This window comes from Mucilaginibacter sp. NFX135, from assembly GCF_048565145.1.
Lineage (GTDB): Bacteria > Bacteroidota > Bacteroidia > Sphingobacteriales > Sphingobacteriaceae > Mucilaginibacter.
The window spans coordinates 3803712-3824075 of record NZ_CP183412.1 but is presented as its reverse complement, the minus strand read 5'-3'; the positions used below and the strand labels follow the sequence as shown (position 1 = coordinate 3824075).

The 20364-nt window shown below is 43.6% G+C and carries 8 protein-coding genes and 1 riboswitch; of the genes, 3 read left to right on the top strand and 5 right to left on the bottom strand.

The window, feature by feature from the left end; translation table 11 throughout:
- Positions 1-27: 27 nt before the first annotated feature.
- The 4 genes from ACNURT_RS15930 to ACNURT_RS15915 all read right to left on the bottom strand — a co-directional run bounded on the left by ACNURT_RS15930 (position 28) and on the right by ACNURT_RS15915 (position 13447).
- Positions 28-7083, bottom strand: a complete 7056-nt coding sequence (locus tag ACNURT_RS15930) for an SDR family NAD(P)-dependent oxidoreductase (RefSeq protein ID WP_419698531.1) — start codon at positions 7081-7083, stop codon at positions 28-30.
- 801 nt (positions 7084-7884) lie between these two features.
- On the bottom strand, positions 7885-9324 hold the full coding sequence (locus tag ACNURT_RS15925; RefSeq protein ID WP_419698530.1) for a SusD/RagB family nutrient-binding outer membrane lipoprotein: 1440 nt from the start codon (positions 9322-9324) through the stop codon (positions 7885-7887).
- 5 nt (positions 9325-9329) lie between these two features.
- Complete coding sequence (locus tag ACNURT_RS15920; protein WP_419698529.1) at positions 9330-12512, bottom strand: SusC/RagA family TonB-linked outer membrane protein; 3183 nt, start codon at positions 12510-12512, stop codon at positions 9330-9332.
- A gap of 365 nt (positions 12513-12877) precedes the next feature.
- Positions 12878-13447: a peroxiredoxin family protein gene (locus ACNURT_RS15915; RefSeq protein ID WP_419698528.1), complete on the bottom strand. Its 570-nt coding sequence runs from the start codon at positions 13445-13447 to the stop codon at positions 12878-12880.
- Between the two features lie 120 nt (positions 13448-13567).
- A riboswitch (SAM riboswitch) is annotated at positions 13568-13677 on the bottom strand.
- A 329-nt stretch (positions 13678-14006) separates the two neighbouring features.
- On the opposite strand from ACNURT_RS15915, the gene ACNURT_RS15910 reads away from it, so the two are divergent.
- Positions 14007-16295 carry a GH92 family glycosyl hydrolase gene (locus tag ACNURT_RS15910; protein WP_419698527.1) on the top strand — a complete coding sequence of 763 codons (2289 nt, stop codon included), beginning with the start codon at positions 14007-14009 and terminating at the stop codon, positions 16293-16295.
- A 14-nt stretch (positions 16296-16309) separates the two neighbouring features.
- On the opposite strand, the gene ACNURT_RS15905 is transcribed toward ACNURT_RS15910, so the two are convergent.
- Complete coding sequence (locus ACNURT_RS15905; protein ID WP_419698526.1) at positions 16310-17344, bottom strand: LacI family DNA-binding transcriptional regulator; 1035 nt, start codon at positions 17342-17344, stop codon at positions 16310-16312.
- Positions 17345-17614: 270 nt separating this feature from the next.
- On the opposite strand from ACNURT_RS15905, the gene ACNURT_RS15900 reads away from it, so the two are divergent.
- Complete coding sequence (locus tag ACNURT_RS15900; RefSeq protein ID WP_370997947.1) at positions 17615-18496, top strand: inositol oxygenase family protein; 882 nt, start codon at positions 17615-17617, stop codon at positions 18494-18496.
- Positions 18497-18646: 150 nt separating this feature from the next.
- Positions 18647-20335, top strand: coding sequence for a sodium:solute symporter family transporter (locus ACNURT_RS15895; RefSeq protein ID WP_370997946.1), 1689 nt, complete (start codon positions 18647-18649; stop codon positions 20333-20335).
- Positions 20336-20364: the final 29 nt, after the last annotated feature.

Here is a 20364-nt window from a genome sequence, read left to right as displayed (position 1 = left end):
GTGGAATGTGGTTTAACCGATGTATAATTACCAGTTGTTACCTGCCATAATTAATACCTGGCTTTCTTTGCCATATTTTAACTCATTTAAAAATATCTCGCGACCATGTTGCAGCGGTATCAACGCTATGCCACGGCGTTCGTATTCTTTTTCGAGGGTTGGCGATACCATGCCGGCACCCTTCCATGGTCCCCAATTGATAGACATTACTTTACCGTTGATGCGTTTGTTAAGTATCCACGCGTACTTGTCTAACACGCTGTTGGCTGCGGCATAATCTGTTTGTCCGCGGTTGCCATAAACCGAAGCGATGCTCGAGAACAGGATCACAAACTGGGTTTCTGGACGCAGTTGCTCAGCCAGGATCCGCAATGGTGTTACCTTGGTATCGAAAACGCGGCCAAATGATTCTGGTGTTTTGCTTTGGAATAGCTTATCTTCCAGTAAACCGGCACCGTGTACCACACCATCTATGCGGCCATATATTTCATAAGTATCGTCAATAAAGCTGCTCAAACGTTGCTCATCGCACAGGTCGAGTGATTTGTATACTACGGTTGAACCACTGGCTTCCATTTGCGCGATGGTGCGCATTACCTGGTTGTTTTTGTAGATACGTGCTGTTTCCTGTTCAACTTCGGCGGGTTTTTTAATGACCCCTTGTTTGATCACATATGCGCGGATCTCATCTTTAGATTCCAGCGCATCAGCTGCACTTGATTCCGCTTTTCTTGGATCGGCAGAGCGTCCTACTAAAATATAAGTACATGGATAATCTTTAGCGAAGTGGATCATCAGCTCGGAAGTAATACCCTGTGCCCCTCCAAATACGATCACTACCGATTTTTTATCCAGTTTAATGTGTGATTCTTCCAAACCGGTGATTAGTTGTGATGGGATCAGTTCCATCACATGTCTTTGATGATCGCGATAGATCACTTCCGATGGTTTATCTGGATTCAGGATCTCCTTCAGCGTAACATCAGCAATTTCCTCTGTGGTCATCGGTGTACCTACACTTACAACGCGGCATTTGGTTTGCTCAAACTCACGGTCGAGGCTTTTGAAGAAGCCCGGGTAACCCTGGTAGCGTCTTAATAAACTGATGTCGGTAAACTCATTCAGATGCAGCATGGTATCTGATATGATATAAACCCATTTTACAGTTTCAAAATCCAGTTTCTTGATCAGTGCAAAATGATCTATGATGCCCACTGTTTTTTGTGAGGCGAACATATTAAGTATGATCAGCCCCTGGTAACCTTGCAGGTCACCGCCGGCATACACAATATCGGCCATGGCCCCATGCTGTTCCAGTAAATGTTTGATCTTGATAGCCTGTATACCACCATCATCAGTGATGGCAAAGCGTTTACCTTTAATAATCGCGTCTTCGGCGGTTGTTTGTTTAGTAGGGGTAAGTTCGAAACGTAAACGTGACAATGTTTCGTCGGCTGTTGTTTCGGCTACAGGTTCTTCTATGATCTTTTTAGCTTCAGTCACAAGGCCTTCGGTTTCTGAATCTATTTCAGAAATCCAGTTGGCCAGGCCATTCAGCGTTTTTATCGCGGCCAGTTTTTCCATGAGATCATCGCTCTGCTCATTTGCTTTACCAAAGCCTACTTTTAGCTTCAGATCACCGATGATCTCCATACGTTTGATTGAGTCGATGCTTAGATCGGCTTCCATATCCAGGTCCATGCCCAGCATTTCCTGCGGATACCCGGTTTTGTCGCTTACTACAGATAGTATAGCTGCTTTAAGGTCTTCTAATGAAAACTTTGTTTTTGTTGTGGTTTGTACAGTTACTTCTACATTGATTGCAGCAGGAGCAGCGGCAGGAGCTTGCGCTGTGTTCTCGTTGATCCAGCTAACCAGTCCACTCAGTGTTTTGATACCGGCCAGTTGCTCCATCATGGTGTCTTCGCTTTTTTCGCTGTTGCTAAAGCCGCCCAGCTCGGTGCGTAAAGTACCAATGATCTCTACCCGTTTGATCGAGTCGATGCTCAGATCGGCTTCAAGGTCCATCTCCATACCGAGCATATCCTGTGGGTAACCGGTTTTGTCACTTACTACCTGTAATAATATCTGTTTAACATCTTTTTGTACGACAACAGGCTGAGTTGCTACGGGTTGAGCAATAGCTTTTACTTCCTGTTTAACTTCAACAGGGGCAGCTACCGGGATAGGTTGCTGAACAAATGTTTGCGGCTGATATTGCGGCGCCTGCTGATAAGCCATTGGGCTGCCCAGGGCGAGGTTTTGTCCTAAAAAAGACATCATTACATCTCTTTGGGCCTGTATCAGCATTTTCATACTGTTCAGGTATTCCTGCATCATCAGCTCCGCACCCGAATTTACGACGGTGTGCGTTGTTTCAGTTCGTACTTCGTTGTTTTTCATTTTTATAGGTTCAATGATAGGTAAGGCACCGTTAGCAGGCAGCTTTCCATTAGCAGGGAGGGCTTGCTGACCATTTACGTACCAAATAGTAGCGCTCTTTTTGTATAAAGTGGGTTCGTCCAGGTTTAACAATTTAGCACCACGACCTTCAAATAATTTTTCAATATGGATATTACGGCCTGTAGCCATATAATCTGCCAGCATACAAAGCAGATGGGTGATCTTGTTGCGGCTGTTATCTTCGGCATACAACAATACCTCGTCTTTACCCAGGCAGGCTTTGGTTAAACCGGTTAATACTTTACCGGGGCCAACTTCTATAAAGATCCGGGCGCCTGCGGCATACATTTGCTGTACTTCTTCAACAAATTTTACCGGTTTTACCAGGTGATCGCTTAAACGTTCTTTTATTTCATTTGCTTTAACAGGATATGCGGCGGCGGTGGTGTTTGACCATACCGGCAGAGCCAGATCGTTAAAGTTTACACCGGCAAGCACCTCTGTATACAATTCTTTTGACCGGGCTACCAGCGGACTATGGAACGCACAGGCAACTTCCAGTTTCCTGGCCGATATTTTTGCCGTTTTAAGCGTTTCCATTAAGTTTTGTATGGCAGGGGTAGTGCCCGCAATTACACACTGTAATGGTGAATTGTAGTTAACCGGGTAAATATCTTTTAAACCTGCAATTACCTTTTGCAATTCATCCTGTGTAGCATTTACGGCTATCATCGCGCCGGCATCACCGTCAACAACCGCATCTAAAATAGATTGGGCACGTTTGGCGCTTAATTTTACAAGTTCGTCCTCGTCAAATGCACCTGCAAAGCATAGCGCCGGTAATTCACCATAGCTATGACCCGCAACCATATCTGGCTCAATGCCTATGTTTTTCAGGAAATTTGCCAGAGCCAGGTCAACCATACCCAGTAATGGCTGTGCCATACGGGTATCTTTAATAGCTTCTTTTTGTTCTTTTATCAGCTCTGCATCAAAGGCAGCGTTCGGGAATAATACTTTTTCATATTCCGGGTGCTGTTTAAGCAGCGTACGCATGGCCGGGAATACCACAAAAAGGTCGCGCGCCATGTTGATGCGCTGGCTTCCCTGTCCCGGGAACATAAACGCCACTTTACCATCCTGCTTTTTAACAATGTATGTGTCTTTGCTTTCGATACCGGAAAGGGCCAGTTCAACCTTCATCATCAGGTCGTCAGCATTATCGGCAACGATGCTCAATTGTACCGGTTTTGTATTTTCGGTCGCTAAGCTAAAGGCAATGTCTCTCAGTTCGATATTTCCGTTTATCTCCAGTAACACTTTTACTGAATTTAATTTTGTTTTCGCTTCTTCATAAGTATCGCCGCGGAAAACAAAAAGCTCCGAAGGCCATGAGGTTAAAGCTGGATTTTCTGTCGTTACCGGGCTGCCGCTTTCAATTACGGCGTGGAAGTTGGTACCGCCAAAACCGAATGCGCTTACACCGGCATAACGTTTCTCTTCCATCCACAAACCGGCTTCGGTATGGAAAGCGAATGGACTTGTCTCCGGATTATAAAATGCGTTTGGTGTTTTTAAGTTGATGGTTGGTGGTTTTACACCATGATAAACTGCTAATGCTGCTTTGATCAATCCGGCTAAACCAGCGGCGCACTTGGTATGTCCGATCTGAGTTTTTACCGAACCAAGGTGTGTTTGACCAGCAAGGGCGCCCGATTGATTCAGCATATCGGTTAGCGCGCTTAATTCAGTTTTATCACCAACTACAGTACCTGTACCATGAGCCTCAACCAATCCTAATAATGATGGAGTGATACCGGCTTGTTCATAAGCACGTTCCAGTGCACGAACCTGTCCGATCTTGCGCGGAGCAGTTAAGCCCAACGCTTTGCCATCGCTTGATCCGCCAACACCTTTGATCACGGCATAAACCCGGTCGCCATCGCGCAGGGCATCTTCATGTCTTTTCAACACGATCATGGCTACACCTTCCCCCAAAGCAATACCATCGGCTTCACCATCAAATGTGGCACAGCGGCCCTTGCGGGATAGGGCATGGGTGCTTGAAAACATCAGGTAGTCGTTAATACCGTTGTGTAAGTCGGCGCCACCTGCCAGTACCATGTCTGATTTTTCGAGGAATAACTCCTGGCAAGCCAGATCGATAGCAGCTAATGACGAGGCGCAGGCAGCATCTACCGTAAAATTGCGACCACCAAAGTCCATACGGTTGGTGATACGGCCAGAAATTACGTTAGCCAGGATACCCGGGAACGAATCTTCGGTAGTTTTTGGCAGGACAGCATCTACTTCGGCTGGGATCTCGCCAAATACCTGTTTGTAATAACCTCTGAAGCTATAGCTGTTGGCCAGGTCATTACCACCTTCAGCGCCAATAATTACAGAGATATTATCACGATCGAAGTTACCGCTGCCATAACCGGCATTTTCCATCGCTTGTTTAGCAACCATTAAGGTTAACAGTTGTGTTGGCTCAATAGCTGCCAGTGATTGCGGCGGGATACCAAATTCAAGCGGATCAAAATCGATCTTTGGAATAAAACCGCCCCATTTGGAATGCGACATATCATCGGCAGTAGATGTAGGATCGTAATATAATGCTTTATTCCAGCGCTCGTCAGGTACTTCGGTCACGCAATCTTTTCCTAAGATAATATTGCGCCAGTATTCTTCAATATTCTTTGCTTCGGGAAAGATACACGCCATACCCACGATAGCCACATCAAGCGAACGCTCGGTCGACTCCGGCGCAGCAGGTAAAGCAGCTTCCTGGATATACTGATAATTGTTTTCGGCAACATCCTGGTGCAGCTCCAGCAGAGAAATAACCTTGTTGTGCATCACGGCAATCTGGCCTATCATATACATACCCAAGCTAAGCTGATCGGCTTCGTTGATGGTTACCAATTCATCGCCACGGCGCTCAATACCTTTGGCGGCTATGCGCAGCCTGCCCACATTAAGGCTTTCCAGTTTCTCCCAAATCTCTTTTTTGTCGATACCAGCCTCTTGCAGTTTGGCTTTCTCTGTACTAAAGAAATCGGCGAAAGCAGTATTCAGGCAGCGGGTTTCATGGCCAGGCGCTGTTTCCAGCAATACGGTGTCTTTAGCTTGCAGGGCCTGCTCCTGGAACTTATCCTGGATAGCACCTGTAATTACAGCTTCTTTAGTATATAAATAAGCGGTACCCATCAACACACCTACTTTTACACCTTTGGCCGCCAATGGTGCGGCCATTATCGCTATAAAAGCTGAGGAGAAAGCATCATGTATGCCACCGGCAAAAAATACGCTGATCTCTTCGGGTTTATCTTCTTTTAACAGGCGCTCAATTTGTTTTTCCCAAAGCACCATGCTTGATAGCGGGCCTACGTGGCCGCCACACTCGCGGCCTTCAAAAACAAAGCGGCGGGCGCCTTCTTTCAAAAACATGTCCAGCAGGGAAACGGAAGGAACATGTAAAAATGTTTTTATACCCACTTTTTCAAGCGGTTTAGCCTGTGATGGTCTGCCGCCTGCAATAAGTACTACAGGTGGTTTAGCTTCCAGGATGTATTGCATTTGCTCATCGCGCAGCTCCTGTGGGGCAAAACCGAGGATGCCTACGCCCCAGGTTTTATTACCTGCAAGTTTCTTAGTGTCCATCACCAACTCCTTGGCACGGGGCCCTTTCAATAAAGATAGCGCGATGAACGATAAGGCCCCGGCCTCAGCAACAGCATCGGCAAAGGGAGCCACGTCACTTACGCGGGTCATTGGGCCTTGAGCAATAGGATAGGTTATATTCAGATCTTTGGCCAAAGCATTGTTTGGTCTGATCACGTTTAACGCTCGTGCCTGGTTCAGGTGGCCATAGATGGCTTCTTTGATACCAAATACAAGCTTGTTTAATTTTTTGTAACGGTTAACCAGATCGGTAGCCAGGGCGATGTCCTGGCCCATCGGAATATAGCTTTTCTCCGGATTAAGATCGGTGAACAAAGCTTTAAGATCATTATAGGTAGCGTTTTCTGGTAGGGCAGGAGAGTTTGGGCGAACCAGTACCCTGCAATTGTCTATCAGTTTGGTTTCGGTACCGCTTAGTTTGGTACAAAGTTCCTTCAATTCTTTTGGCGCCGAACATTCAGGGAATAGAGCCAGCTGGCTATCTAATACGATACCGGCTGCGCCTTGCGCAGATAATGCCGCAGCAGTATGTATACCTACACCACCCTGTACCCAAACCGGGATATCCTTTACTTCCTGAATAACGCGCTGGAATAATATGTAGGAAGATTCATAGGCCACATTGCCCGCGCCTTCATTACCCTTTATGATAAGGCCGGCAGCCCCCTGGGCTTTTGCCTGTTTTGCAGTAGCCAGATCGTACACCTGATAAACAAGCTCGGTATTTTTTGGCTGTTTGATCTTTACCCCGAATGGTGCAATGATCATGCTCACCTGTTCAGGAAGTTTAATATCGATGATATCGTTTGTTGTGAAACAAACGCCAAAATCGATTAAGCCACGGCTTACTAAATTTTCAAGCGCCTTTTCGGCGGTAGTTTTATCAAGTCCAAGACTCAGGACAGGAAAAGCCCCGGCGTAATGCAAATCAAGTGCAAGCGATACATCGGGTTTTTCAAAGGGGGTTAATCCAATTATTGCACGTTTTTTCATGGTATAGGGTAGGTAAAATGTCAAAATCGATGGCTATCTGCAAAAACTACCATTAAATCCCAGATGATGGATATACAGAACACTAAATATTATGGTAGATGAAAAATAATAAATTAATCTTATACTTTAATCAAAAAGTAATAATTTAATAACAAAGGCATCTTAATCTTGTTAATTATACAATAATACCACTATATTTTTATATTTATGCATGGTGAATACAATGAACAGAAAAAGAATAAAATGGAAAAAAAGCCCCTCAATATATAGCTATGGCCTAATATTATGCTGTTTATCAGCAACATTAAAGCATTTGCCTCAAATAATAATGGTAATTATTGGTTAAAAAATAAATTCCTCTGAGTTAAATAAGTTGATTTTTGTTATAAAATTGTACAATTTGTTAATAATTATTTAATGCTGCCTTTGTTTCATTGTATCTGGCCTGAAATAATTATAATAGCATATAAATTATTAATAATCAATTAATTATATATATAATGGGCAAATTAGCCCGCCCGGTGGCATCCATATCTGATTTTTTGAGAATTGTGGGAGTTTGCGCTTGAAAAAAGCAGCTTGTGGTACTAATTGAAAGTAATATTTGTCTATAGTTTAAAAAATAAATTAAAGTGTAAGTATTTAAATAAGGAGCCGGGATGGACTGATTTTCAGCGCGGTTTTTCTTGATTCCGAAAGAACCAACCTGCTGAAAGCCGGCGAAATTAAAGTACATATAAACAACAAGAGACCGCCTCATAAAGACGGTCTCTTGTTGTTTATATGTACTTATTTATGTGCTTAGTTTACATCAAACCAAAGTTTGGTAGTAAGCACGTCGGCACCCTGGTTGGCAACGGCAGCTTTGTAGCTTGCGCCATTTAGCGTTTGCTCCGTTCCCGGGTAAATGAACCTTACCGGCAATTTTCCGTTCAATGCGCCGGCTACAGCAGGTTTTAACTGCGGGTAATCCAAACGGCGCCATTCTGCAAAGGCTTCTAATCCCTGACCAAACAGGGCTATCCATTTTTGATTACCTATCGACTTTTTATAATTCGAGGCATCATATTTAACTGCTGCCGAATTGACGTAGGTTGCTATAGCTGCGGCACCGATCCCATATTGCTGTAATGAGGCTGTTACCGCCTGATTATACAGATCAGCGGCATTACCGGCAATAAAGCCACGTGCTACAGCCTCGGCCTGGTCAAACAGCACTTCAGCATAACTGATGATCACTGCCGGGGCATGCGGCGCCAGGAAATAAGTACCCGGTTTTGACGTTTTGCTTAGTCCTAAACCGCTGGCATCGCCAACCAATAAGCCATTCGGCACACCAACATAAGTTTGTGGGGTAGCGTCCTTTGTCGGACTGGCATAAACAGGTAATCGCGGATCGTTAAGGGCAAACAACTGGTCGACTATAGTTTTGCTGATACGGTAATCATCGCGAGTATCAAACAAGTTGCTGATTGGGTTTTGGTTTGGTGAATCTACATAAACCAGCTGAGCTATTTCGCTATTCGAGTTGATGTATCCGCTGCCTTCAGCCTGTACATCGGCCAGTACCTGTTTTGCTTTTTCAGGCTCGCGATCAGCGATGCGCAGGGCTATACGCAGGCGCAGCGAATTGGCGAATTTTTTCCAGGCGGTAATATTACCACCGTATATTACATCACCTAAAATGGCTTTACCGGATGGGTTAAGCGAAGCTTGGGCCGCCTTCAGATCATCAAGCAAGGCAAAATAAACATCTTTTTGGGCATCATAAGCCGGAGTAAGGTATTGATCAATGTTGATGGCTTGTTTATAAGGAATGTCACCGTACTGATCGGTCAACAGAGTAAACACCCATGAACGCAATACCAGCGCCACACCTTTGTAATTAGGATTTGCTTGTGCATCGGCTATTGAAATGACCTTATTAAGGTTAATGATCCCTTTGGTATATGCGGTTGTCCACAAGCCCTGGAATGAGGTATTGGTGAATATATATCGGTCGGGATCGGTATATTGTATTTTGGACCAATTTTGTACGAAAAGCAAACTTGAACCCATGTTGTCTTCTACGCCCCAGTACGTATCGGATATATTTTTGATAACACCTGTAAGCAGGTAATCAGGTTGTGGATTTTGTGTCGCATTGGGATTCTGGTTAATATCAACCAGTTGTTTTTTGCACGATGCTAATGATAATAACAAGGTGCCTGATAGTATAATGGATGTATATTTAAGCTTCATGATTGTTAGAATTTAAGGTTAACATTAAAACCAATATTGCGTACAGTAGGCAGGGTTAGGTCTTCCAGGCCTTGCCCATTGCCGGTGTTGAAGGCGGTTTCGGGGTCGATGTTAGGCGCGTTTTTGTGGATGATCAGCAGGTTACGGCCCACAACGGCAAATGACGCTCCCTGGAAACCAATACTTTTAGCCCATTTTTGAGGCAGGGTATAACCCAGTTTTATTTCCCTTAATTTAACATAGGTAGCGCTGTAAACAAATGGCTCGTCGGCATTGGTTAGTGATTTATAGTATGCCTGTGCCGGTAAAATAGTGGTGTTTTTGCTGCCATCAGCTTTTACACCGTTATAAACAATACCATCATTATATACCGTTACGCCAGCTGGGGCATTGCCGCTTACCTGCACTGCGGTACCTGATGTATTATTGCCCGGATAGTAATAACTTATACCGCCATTAGCTGTGCCACGACCGGGCAGGGTAGATGCCAGGATACCGGTATAGGTCCCTGTTTGGTTAGTACCCGAAAAAACAGAACCACCAATGTGAGCATCAATCAGGACGCTTAAATTAATGCCTTTATAAGTAAAACTGTTATTGATGCTGCCCAACCAGTCTGGTGTATATTTACCCAGGTATTGTATAGTTGGATTAATGGCCGGTGTGCCATCGGCATTTACAACAACCTGACCGCTGGCATTTCGCTGAAACGCATTACCATAAATAGCGCCATAGGGCTGTCCAATCGCTGCCAGTACCTGTACGGTACCATCAGATCCTAAGATAAAGCTTTGCAGGCGACCCTCATTATCCAGCGAAACAACTTTACTTTTGTTGCGCGAGTAATTGACGTTGATGTCCCAGCTAAAATCTTTCAGTTTTACCGGTGTTAAGCCCAATTGCAACTCCAAACCTTTATTATTAATAGTACCGCCATTGATTAGGTTTTGGCTATAACCTGTTGTTTGGCTTACATTTACGTTGAGTATCTGATTAATACTATTGGTGTTGTAAACGCTTGCATCCAAACGGATCCTGTCATTAAAAAAGCCTACTTCAAATCCCGCTTCTGCAGAGGTTGTGGTTTCTGGCTTTAAATTAGGATTAAGGTTGAGGCTATTGGCACTTTGCTGAGGATTTGAACCAAAGGGAGCAGTAAAATCATATGTATTTAGCAGTTTGTAGGGGTCAGTGTCTTTACCAACTTTTGACCAGCCACCACGAAGTTTTAAATAGCTCAATACATCGCTCTTGATATCCAGCGCTTCTGATAATATCAAACTTCCGTTAACAGAAGGGTAGAAGTATGACAGACTGGCTCTTGGAAGTGTAGATGACCAATCGTTGCGTGCAGTAACGTTTAAAAAAGCATAGTTCCTGAATCCAATCTGGCCCGATGCAAAATAGCTATACCTTTTAGATTTGTAATAAGCGCTTGATGATATCAGCGGATCACGTGAGTTGCTTAATGTATACAAACCATTAACAGCCAGTTTGGGTGCCTTTTGATCATGATTCTCTAATAGATTTACCCTGATATTACCACCTATTAAGGCGTCGATAGAAAAATCATCGTTTAACTTTTTGGTATACTGTAACCGGCCTTCGGTGTTGGTTTCGGTAACATCGTAAGCATCTTCTTCATATGAGCCAAAAGGAGTACCATTAGTACCATAGGCTATTTTGATCTTGCGGCGGTCGTTATAGTAATCAGTACCGGTACGGAAGTTTGCCGATAATCCGTCGATGATCTTATAGTTCAATTCCGCGCTACCGATAAAACGATTCTTTGTTTGTCCAACTGTATTTTCATAAGCCATAAAATATGGATTGCTGTAATAGCTGTTGTTCCAGTTAAAGGTATTGCCATTGGCATCCAAATAATTTTTTAACTGACTTACATCAACCTGGCGACCAAACCATGTAAATTGCAGCATAGTACTGGTAGCTCTTTTACCGCCTGAGCCTGGCAAATTGGCGGCATCATCTTTAATATAGTTAGCAATGGTGGTTAAGGTTAGTTTAGGGGTGATCTTGTAAGTGGCATTCAATATAAATGAGTTGCGACCCTGTTCGGAATTAGGAATAACCCCGGTTTGATGCAGATTATTATAACCTAATCTGAAATCATATTTATCACCTGAGCTTGCCAGTGAAATACCATTATTTAATGTTACACCTGTTTTAAAAAAACTGCGTACATTATCTGGATGGGCTATAAAGGGAACGGGTGTACCATTTGAGTTAAATTGAGGGATCAGCTGACCATCCAGGGCAGGACCCCAGCTTTCATCCACACCATCATTTACACCACCGCCTTTACCATCCACATAGCTGAATTTGCCGTTTGAACCCTGACCGTATTCATTTTGATACTTGGGCAGACCCAATAAATTGGAAAACGAAGTATTTGAATTAATATTAATTCCCAAGCCTTTGGTGCCTTTTCCACTTTTAGTTTTTATTAAAATTACACCATTAGCAGCTCGCGAGCCATAAAGTGCAGCAGCATTAGGCCCTTTTAGCACAGTAAGCGATTCAATATCTTCTGAGTTAAGATCTGAAATAGCATTGGCAAAATCCCTTGAACCACCGGTTCCTAAAAACTGGCTGTTATCAACGGGTAAACCATCAACCACAAACAAGGGTTGGTTATTACCTGAAATAGAGGTTTCACCACGGATGATGATACGTGATGAACCCATATCGCCCTGGCTGTTGGTTACGTTTACACCGGCTATTTTGCCGCTTAAGGCATTCACCAGGTTGGTTTCTTTGGCTTCGGAGATATCCTTCGATTTTAAACCCTGCACGGCATAGCCGAGCGTCTTTTTATCTTTGGATATGTTGAGCGCCGTGATCACCACCTCGTTCAGCGCATTGGCCTGTTCTTCTAAGATGATACGGAGCGGGGCGTCGCTGCCGGTAACGGGTATTTCTTTAGTGGTAAAACCAATATAAGTTATCCATAACACGTCATTTACCTTGGCGCTTAAGGTAAACTTACCGTCGCTGCTGGTTTGTACACCGTTGGTTGTTCCTTTAACAGAAACACTTACGCCGGGCAAGGGTAACCCGTCTGACTTGGCGGTTACCACTCCGCTTATTTTAACAGATTGCGCTGCAACCGTTTGGATGAAAATAAAAGGCAACAGTATTGCCAGTAGTAGTTTGTAATTTTTAAACATGGTAATTGATTGTGAATGTTAACGATACCATACAGCATCCGGAAAAATGAAAGGCTTAGTCATCCGCAGATCTGATGACCCGGTGATCTATATCATTCCCTTAAACTGTAAATTTTTGATTATTGGGTTGTGTTGTCTGAGATAAAAAGCCTGACCGACCTAAGCAACGCTGTAAGTTAACAGCAGCAACACATGTTTTGCATAGATGACATAGGGGTAGAAGCAGATGTTAAAGTGTAAATGTTCAAAACAGAAGCGTTGTTTAAGGTTATGTAATTTGTTTTCATATCCGGTGTGATTGTTGGTTAAATCGATATAGCAATAGTGTGACGACAGGATCAACGACACATGCCTTATTATATATTTTAGTTTACAGATGCGGTTTTGTTATTCACCAAAGCGTCGACCACTTTAACCATTGAGGCAAACTCCTGCTGATCATACAGGCGGGTGAGATAAACGATGCGGCCCTCGCGGTTGATCACGACATTACGGGTAACACCGCTCTTTTTATTGGCAAACCTTCCAAAAATTTCGGCACCAGGATCAAGTGCCAGATCATAGGTGATCTTCATGTCGCTGTGAAACTTCTGCACTTTTTTCAAAGGCTCATCACGATCGACGCCAATCAATATCAGGCCCTGATCTTTGTAAGCTTCCCAAATGTCTTTTTGCAGGTGTGGCATTTCCTGGCGGCATACACTGCACCAGCTGGCAGTAAACTGAAGTATCACTACTTTGCCGCGTAACTGCTTTAGGGTAGTTTTGGTACCGTTTGTGAGTACCAATTCAAAATCATCTGGGGCCTGGTCGCCAACTTTTACCAGATAACCACGATCGATATTAGCCGAATCTACAGCCTGTACCGATTGTGCCTGGACGGCAACGCCGGTGGATAGGAAAAGAGAAACTATGAGTAAAAGTTTGTTGTTCATTGAATTTATTAAATAAGGCCCGCTATAATTAAGCCAGGGATAAAAAATTAACAGATTTCAATTAAACAGAAATAATGGAGAGGATATTGGAACAGCCTATAGCTGTATAATGTGGACGTATCATTATCTTTTCTGCAAATAATGGCAGATAGGAATTAGCACCTTTATAACAATCTGTACAGGTTGCTAAGACATCACAGGGCCTTTCCCTCAGTCTTTCTGGATAATTAAAAAATGAAATAAAGAACGATTTCGGCTGCAAACATATAAATAATTCTATTAAATCCATAGACTTTATATTAATTTGGTAATTTTCGCTTATTTCTTACAATTGGGTGGCAAAAGGAGAGAGGAAGATAGATGAAATAGAGTAAGTCATCCTGAACTTATTTCCAGATTCCACAAGACTGAGCGCCCATGAAAATGGATGGCGGGTAAAACAAAAGATCAGGAAAACGATTAAGTAAATAATTCAACTATTTTTGAGAAATATGACCTTAAAATAAGAGATTTGTTTTTGATCTGTCAGGTCGCTTACCAATTATACCTTCTGCTCACTATGCAATTAAAACGTAGCATTTACTTGTTAGGCTTACTAACCTTTGTTTACGCGGATAATTTCGCCCAAAGCACTGCCGCCAAAAAGCAACTGGACGAGGTTGATTATGTTGATCCGTTGATAGGCACTTCTCTAAAAGGTTTTGCCAAAAATTTTGAGGAAGGCAATGGTGGTGGCGGCACCATGCCCTGCGTAAACGTACCCTTTGCCATGACCAACTTTGTAGCCCAAACCCGCGAAAACAAAATGAGCTACATGGTATACCACTATGAGGATAGTAAGGTTATCGGTTTCGCGGCCAGCCACCAACCTACCGTATGGATGGGCGATTATGGCTATGTTTCGGTGATGCCGCAGGTAGGTAAATTACGTGTTTTACCAAAGGAGCGCGTACTTTCCTTCAGCCATAAAGATGAGGTGTCCAAACCTTATTATTATTCGGTAAAGCTAAAAACTACAGGGGCAGAGAAGATCAAAGCCGAAATAGCGGGCGCTAATACCTGTGGTATGTTCCGGTTTACTTTTCCCAAGGCCGATCAGGCGCACATCATTATCCAGGGCATCAACCTGAACCCAGAGCTGAAGGACTGGGCCAATGATTATACCGTACGGATTAAAAAGCTAAAAGGTTATGTGCACGTAGATACGGTAAATAACGAAATAACAGGTTATAACCCCGACCGGCAGTCGGCACAGTTAGGTCCTGAGTTGAAGAATTTTAAAGGGTATTTTGTGATCAAGTTTAACAAGCAGATCAAAAAATATGGTACCTGGGACAAGCAGGTGATCAACAAAGGCAGTCATGAGCAATATGGTACCCGGATGGGGGCCTTTATATCGTTCCGTACCAAGGCTAATGACGAGGTGAGGGTAGTAGTAGCCACGTCATTTATCAGCCTGGAGCAGGCCCGCGAAAACCTTAAAAAGGAGATCCCTGACTGGGATTTTGACCAGGTAATAAAAAGCACGCGCGACCAATGGCAACAGGCCCTAAAAGTTATACAGTTAAGCAGGGTAAGCAGGGATCAGCGGACGATCTTTTACACCGCTTTATTCCATACCATGCTGTTTCCGAGACAGTTTTCGGAGTACGGTAAATATTACAGCGCCTTTGACGATAAGGTGCACAAAGGTGAATCGTACAATGATTATTCGCTTTGGGATACTTTCAGGGCGTTGCACCCGCTGCTGACGCTTATCCAGCCGAAGAGGGTTGATGGTATGGTTCAATCGCTGTTGCAGATGTACCAGGAGGGTGGCTGGATGCCGATGTGGCCAAATCCAACCTATACCAATATTATGATAGGTACTCACGCAGATGTTGTTGTGGCCGATGCCTATATAAAAGGTTTCCATGGTTTTGATACCAAACTGGCTTATGAAGCGCTGCATAAGGACTCGTACGAAGCCCCGGATGGCGATGCCCACAAACGCTGGGGCGACCGTGACCTTTGGACGAGCTTTGAAGCCCGTGGTGGCCTCACCAACTATCATAAATTAGGCTTTATACCCGTAGATAAAACCCGGGAATCGGTTTCGCGTACCATTGAGTATTCTATTGATGATTATGCTGTGGCGCAGGTAGCCAAAGGTTTAGATAAAGACGAGGATTATAAACAGCTGATGGCCTGGAGTAAAAACTATCAGAATGTGTACAATAAGGCAACCGGTTTTATGGCTCCCCGTAATTCCGACGGGCATTTTTCGGCCAAGCCAGATTCGGGTTTTACGGAAGGAACCAAGTGGACCTATACCTTCGGCGCCATGCATGATATTCCGGGAATGATCAAATTAATGGGCGGTGAAAAGGCTTTTGCCAATAAACTGAGCCAAAATTTTAGCGAGGGCCACTATCGTGCGGATAATGAGCCGGGTCATCATTACCTGTACCTGTTTAACTATTGCGGCATGCCCTGGAAAACGCAGGAACTGGTTCGGGAACATACTTCGACACAGAACTTCAGGAACGCGGCTATAGGTATCAACGGAAATGATGATTGCGGCCAGACTTCGGCATGGTATATTTTTAATGTAATGGGCTTTTACCCGGTAGCGCCTGCGTCTGGAGTTTACAGTATTGGTGCGCCGCAATTCCCATATATAGTGCTTAACCTGCAGCATAGCAAAAAGCTGATCATTAAGGCTACGGGTCTCTCTGCCAAAAATAAATATGTAAAGGAAGTAAGCTTTAACGGTACGCCAATAAAAGATTTTACCATTTCGCACAAACCGATCAGCGAAGGGGGAACGTTGGCATTCACCATGACCGATAAACCACAGAAGTTATAAGAATCGAAAACTGCTTAGTTGGTGGCACGAGTAGAGTCTCTGACTACCAGTTTGGATGGGAGTGTGATATTTTCTTTTTCTAACTGTATTGGCTTCCCCGCCAGGTGACCGAATAATAGTTCAGCAGCTTTGCGGCCCATATCATATGCCGGTTGTAAAACCGTAGTAAGTGGTGGGTTTAGGATGGCCGCAGTGATCTGGTTGGTAAAACAAACCACTTTGATATCATTAGGTATGTTTAGTTGCAGCTCCTCGCAGGCCAGGTAGGTGGTAGTGGCCAAATGTTCAACCGTAGCGATGATGCCATCAGGCTTTACGGTGATTATATGTTCTTTTAAAACAGCAATGTTTTCCTGGTTATACTTATTGGAGCAGCTGATAATATTTTCTTCTTTGGATTTAACCTGATATTCTGTCAGCGCCTTTTTATAGCCACCCTCACGGGCCTGCAAAATAGAAGGATAGCCTTCAATAGTAACCAGCGATATGTTTTTACAACCCCGTTCAAGCAGGTGTTTGGTGGCCATGTAAGCACTGTTAAAATCATCGGTTTTGATCTTGGCGGTAGGAATATCCTCACAAACCCGGTCGAAAAAAACAATGGGTACACCTGCTTGCTGTAGCTCCTGTATGTGCCGGATCTCTTTGGTATTGCTGGCAACAGACATGATCACACCATCTACACGGCCACTGCTCAGGTCGTTGAACATCTGCGCTTCACGCTCGTAGCTATCATGGGTTAAATAAATAAGGGCGTGGTATTTTTCCTGGCCAACAATACTTTCAATGCCATTGATAGCCTGACTAAAAAAACTGTCGGCAATCTCGGGGATGATAATGGCAATGGTGTTGCTTGATCGTTTGCGGAGGCTGCTGGCGTAAGGATTGGGTACATAGTGCAGCAATTTGGCGGTTTCTATAACCCGTTGCTTAGTTTCCTCACCTATGTCATGACTATCCCTGAGTGCCTTTGATATAGTTGCAATAGATACATTTAACACCTTAGCCAGTGTTTTCATGTTTACTTTGTTACTTTTTGCTTCGGCCATCGGGGTATTGGTTTTCTGGATTTTAATTGTCTGTTAGGCGATTTTTATCGCTAAACTATAAAAAAGTTTAGCAAGGTAATAAAATAGCAGGCAAAATAAGCGTCAATAGATAGCTGTCACCTTTACAGTTTAAGTAAACGTTTAAGCAAATAAATACGGTATTTTTGATAAATCTGATTCTAAAAATGGACAAATTTGTATAACACAGCTATAAAAAACCAGCTATAAAGGATTGTTTACCAATTATATTTCCTTTTAAATTATAACATCATGAGCAAGATAATCGGAACGCCGGAACAAGGCCCTCTAAATTCCATAGAAGAATGGGAAGATGATTTATTAGTTCGCTACCCGGATGCAAATTCCATTGCAGCCGGTAGGGATACGCAAGCATATCGTGACTACGAAGCTACCACAAAAGATAGTGTGAGGGAATTTTATCGTTTACAACACATTAATCAAACCTATGATTTTGTATTGCAAAAAAAACAGCAATATCTGTCGTTTGATAAGCAAGAAATGACGGTTTGGGAAGCCTTTGATTTTTTAAATCAATTGGTTGACGACTCCGATCCGGATACCGACCTGGATCAGTTACAGCACTTGCTACAAACATCTGAAGCTATCCGTGCAGACGGTCGCCCGGATTGGATGGTGCTGACCGGCCTTTTCCATGACCTGGGTAAGGTGTTATGTCTATTTGGCGAGCCTCAATGGGCAGTTGTGGGTGATAGCTACCCGGTAGGTTGTGCTTTTTCTGATAAGATCGTCTACTCCGAATATTTTGATCAGAACCCCGATCACCATGACCCTCGTTACAATACCAAATATGGCGTTTATGAGCCAAATTGCGGTTTAGAGAACGTACACATGACCTGGGGGCACGATGAGTATATTTACCATATCATGAAGCCATACCTGCCCGAGCAGGCACTGTATATGCTGCGTTATCACTCATTTTATCCGCAGCATCGGGAAAACGCCTATAGTCATTTAATGACCCCTCATGATCACCAGTTATTTAAATCGGTTGATCTGTTTAACCCGTATGATCTTTATTCCAAGAGTCCCGTGCCACCGGATTGGAAAAAATTGCGCCCGTACTATGAAGATCTGGTTGCCAAATATTTACCGGCAACGCTGAAATTTTAACCGGGCGTTTCTATAAATACCCCATTAACATAACCGCTGGCGACATTATATCACCGGCGGTTATGTCAATTCATTTTATTTCATAGATTTGAAAAATTGAACCGGCCCTCAAAATAACCGGCCTAAATTTCCTATTGCAAAAAAATACTCATGCTGAAACATATTTCTACGGCCGATCTGTTGGTCTTTTTCTTCTATTTTATCATAGTTGCCAGTTACGGATACTACATTTATAACCGCCGTAAAAAAGAAACCAATAATAGCTCACACAGCTTTTTCCTGGCCGAAGGATCACTTACCTGGTGGGCTATTGGCGCCTCCATTATAGCCTCCAATATATCCGCAGAGCAGTTTATCGGCATGAGCGGCGATGGTTTTTTTGCCGGGATAGCGGTAGCCGTATATGAATGGGTAGGTGCCGCTGCGCTGATCATTGTGGCCGTGTTTTTTATGCCGATATACATTAAGAATAAGATATTTACCATGCCTCAATTCCTGCAAGACAGGTATAACGGCGGAGTGGCTCTGGTGATGTCGATTTTCTGGCTGCTTTTATATGTGTTTATCAATCTTACCGCCATATTATTCCTGGGTGCCTTAGCTATCAACGGATTGCTGGGCGGCGAATATTTCCATCAGATCATGATCGGCCTGGCTATATTCGGGGTTATTATAGCTCTGGGCGGTATGCAGGTGGTAGGTTATACCGATGTTATACAGGTAGGTGTACTTATTGTTGGCGGGCTGGCTATTACTTATCTGTCATTAACCATCGTAAGCGAAAAGTTTGGCTTTGGCACCAATGTACTTACCGGCTTTAATTTGTTACTGAAAAACGCGCCAGATCACTTTCACTTAATATTCAAAAAACCAACAGCCGGTGCCTCGCCCGAAACCATAACCAAATACCTGATCTTACCGGGTTTTGCCATGTATGTTTCCGGCCAGTGGATCAGCAATTTAAATTATTGGGGCTGTAATCAATATATTACCCAAAGGGCTTTGGGCGCTAACATCACTACGGCCCGGACAGGTATTTTATTTGCCAGTTTATTAAAAATACTGATGCCGGTAATTGTAATGCTACCGGGCATTGTTGCTTTTGTTCTGTATAAAAATGGGCATTTGCCACAATTAGCCGGGGGGAAGGATGGAGCCTATTCTGCTATGCTGTCCTTTTTGCCATCAGGTTTAAAGGGGTTGTCATTAGCAGTTTTAACGGCTGCTATTGTTGCCTCGTTAGCGGGTAAGGTTAATAGTATCGCCACCATTTTTACGCTGGATATCTATAAAAAGTACATCAAGAAAGACGCCAGCGAACGCAGTATGGTTTGGACAGGCCGGGCGGCTATCTTAATGAGTTTATTAATAGCTGTATTATTTACCTGGAATGATGTTTTGGGCATCGGCAGCGAGGGCGGATATACCTTTGTGCAGAAGTATTCGGCTTTTGTAAGTCCCGGCGTATTAGCTACTTTCCTGCTGGGGATGTTCTGGAAAAGAACCACCGCTCCGGCCGCTGTAATGGGGATATTGATTGGTTTTGCTGCATCTGTATTTTTCAACAAGTACGCGGTTGAGTGGTTTGGGCCCGAAACGATATTGTACTCGGCATTTCGCAATGCGCATGGCGAATATGAGATACCATTCTTTATCTCCCTGAGCTGGTCGTTCCTGATCACTTGTATTACTATGGTTGCCATTAGTTTAAAAGGTCAGGTGATCAATGCCAAAGCTATCGTTATTGAAAGATCGATGTTTAAGCTAAAACCATCATCAGTTATTCTGATAGCGGTAATATTGATATTATTATCAGCTATTTACGTGAGGTTCTGGTAGATTTTAGTTTATGGATCATGGTTCATAGT

Excerpts from the sequence above, each read along its gene's own strand:
- ACNURT_RS15930 (WP_419698531.1), bottom strand. The coding sequence starts at position 7,083 with ATGAAAAAACGTGCAATAATTGGATTAACCCCCTTTGAAAAACCCGAT.
- ACNURT_RS15925 (WP_419698530.1), bottom strand. The coding sequence starts at position 9,324 with ATGAAGCTTAAATATACATCCATTATACTATCAGGCACCTTGTTATTA.
- ACNURT_RS15920 (WP_419698529.1), bottom strand. The coding sequence starts at position 12,512 with ATGTTTAAAAATTACAAACTACTACTGGCAATACTGTTGCCTTTTATT.
- ACNURT_RS15915 (WP_419698528.1), bottom strand. The coding sequence starts at position 13,447 with ATGAACAACAAACTTTTACTCATAGTTTCTCTTTTCCTATCCACCGGC.
- ACNURT_RS15910 (WP_419698527.1), top strand. The coding sequence starts at position 14,007 with ATGCAATTAAAACGTAGCATTTACTTGTTAGGCTTACTAACCTTTGTT.
- ACNURT_RS15905 (WP_419698526.1), bottom strand. The coding sequence starts at position 17,344 with ATGGCCGAAGCAAAAAGTAACAAAGTAAACATGAAAACACTGGCTAAG.
- ACNURT_RS15900 (WP_370997947.1), top strand. The coding sequence starts at position 17,615 with ATGAGCAAGATAATCGGAACGCCGGAACAAGGCCCTCTAAATTCCATA.
- ACNURT_RS15895 (WP_370997946.1), top strand. The coding sequence starts at position 18,647 with ATGCTGAAACATATTTCTACGGCCGATCTGTTGGTCTTTTTCTTCTAT.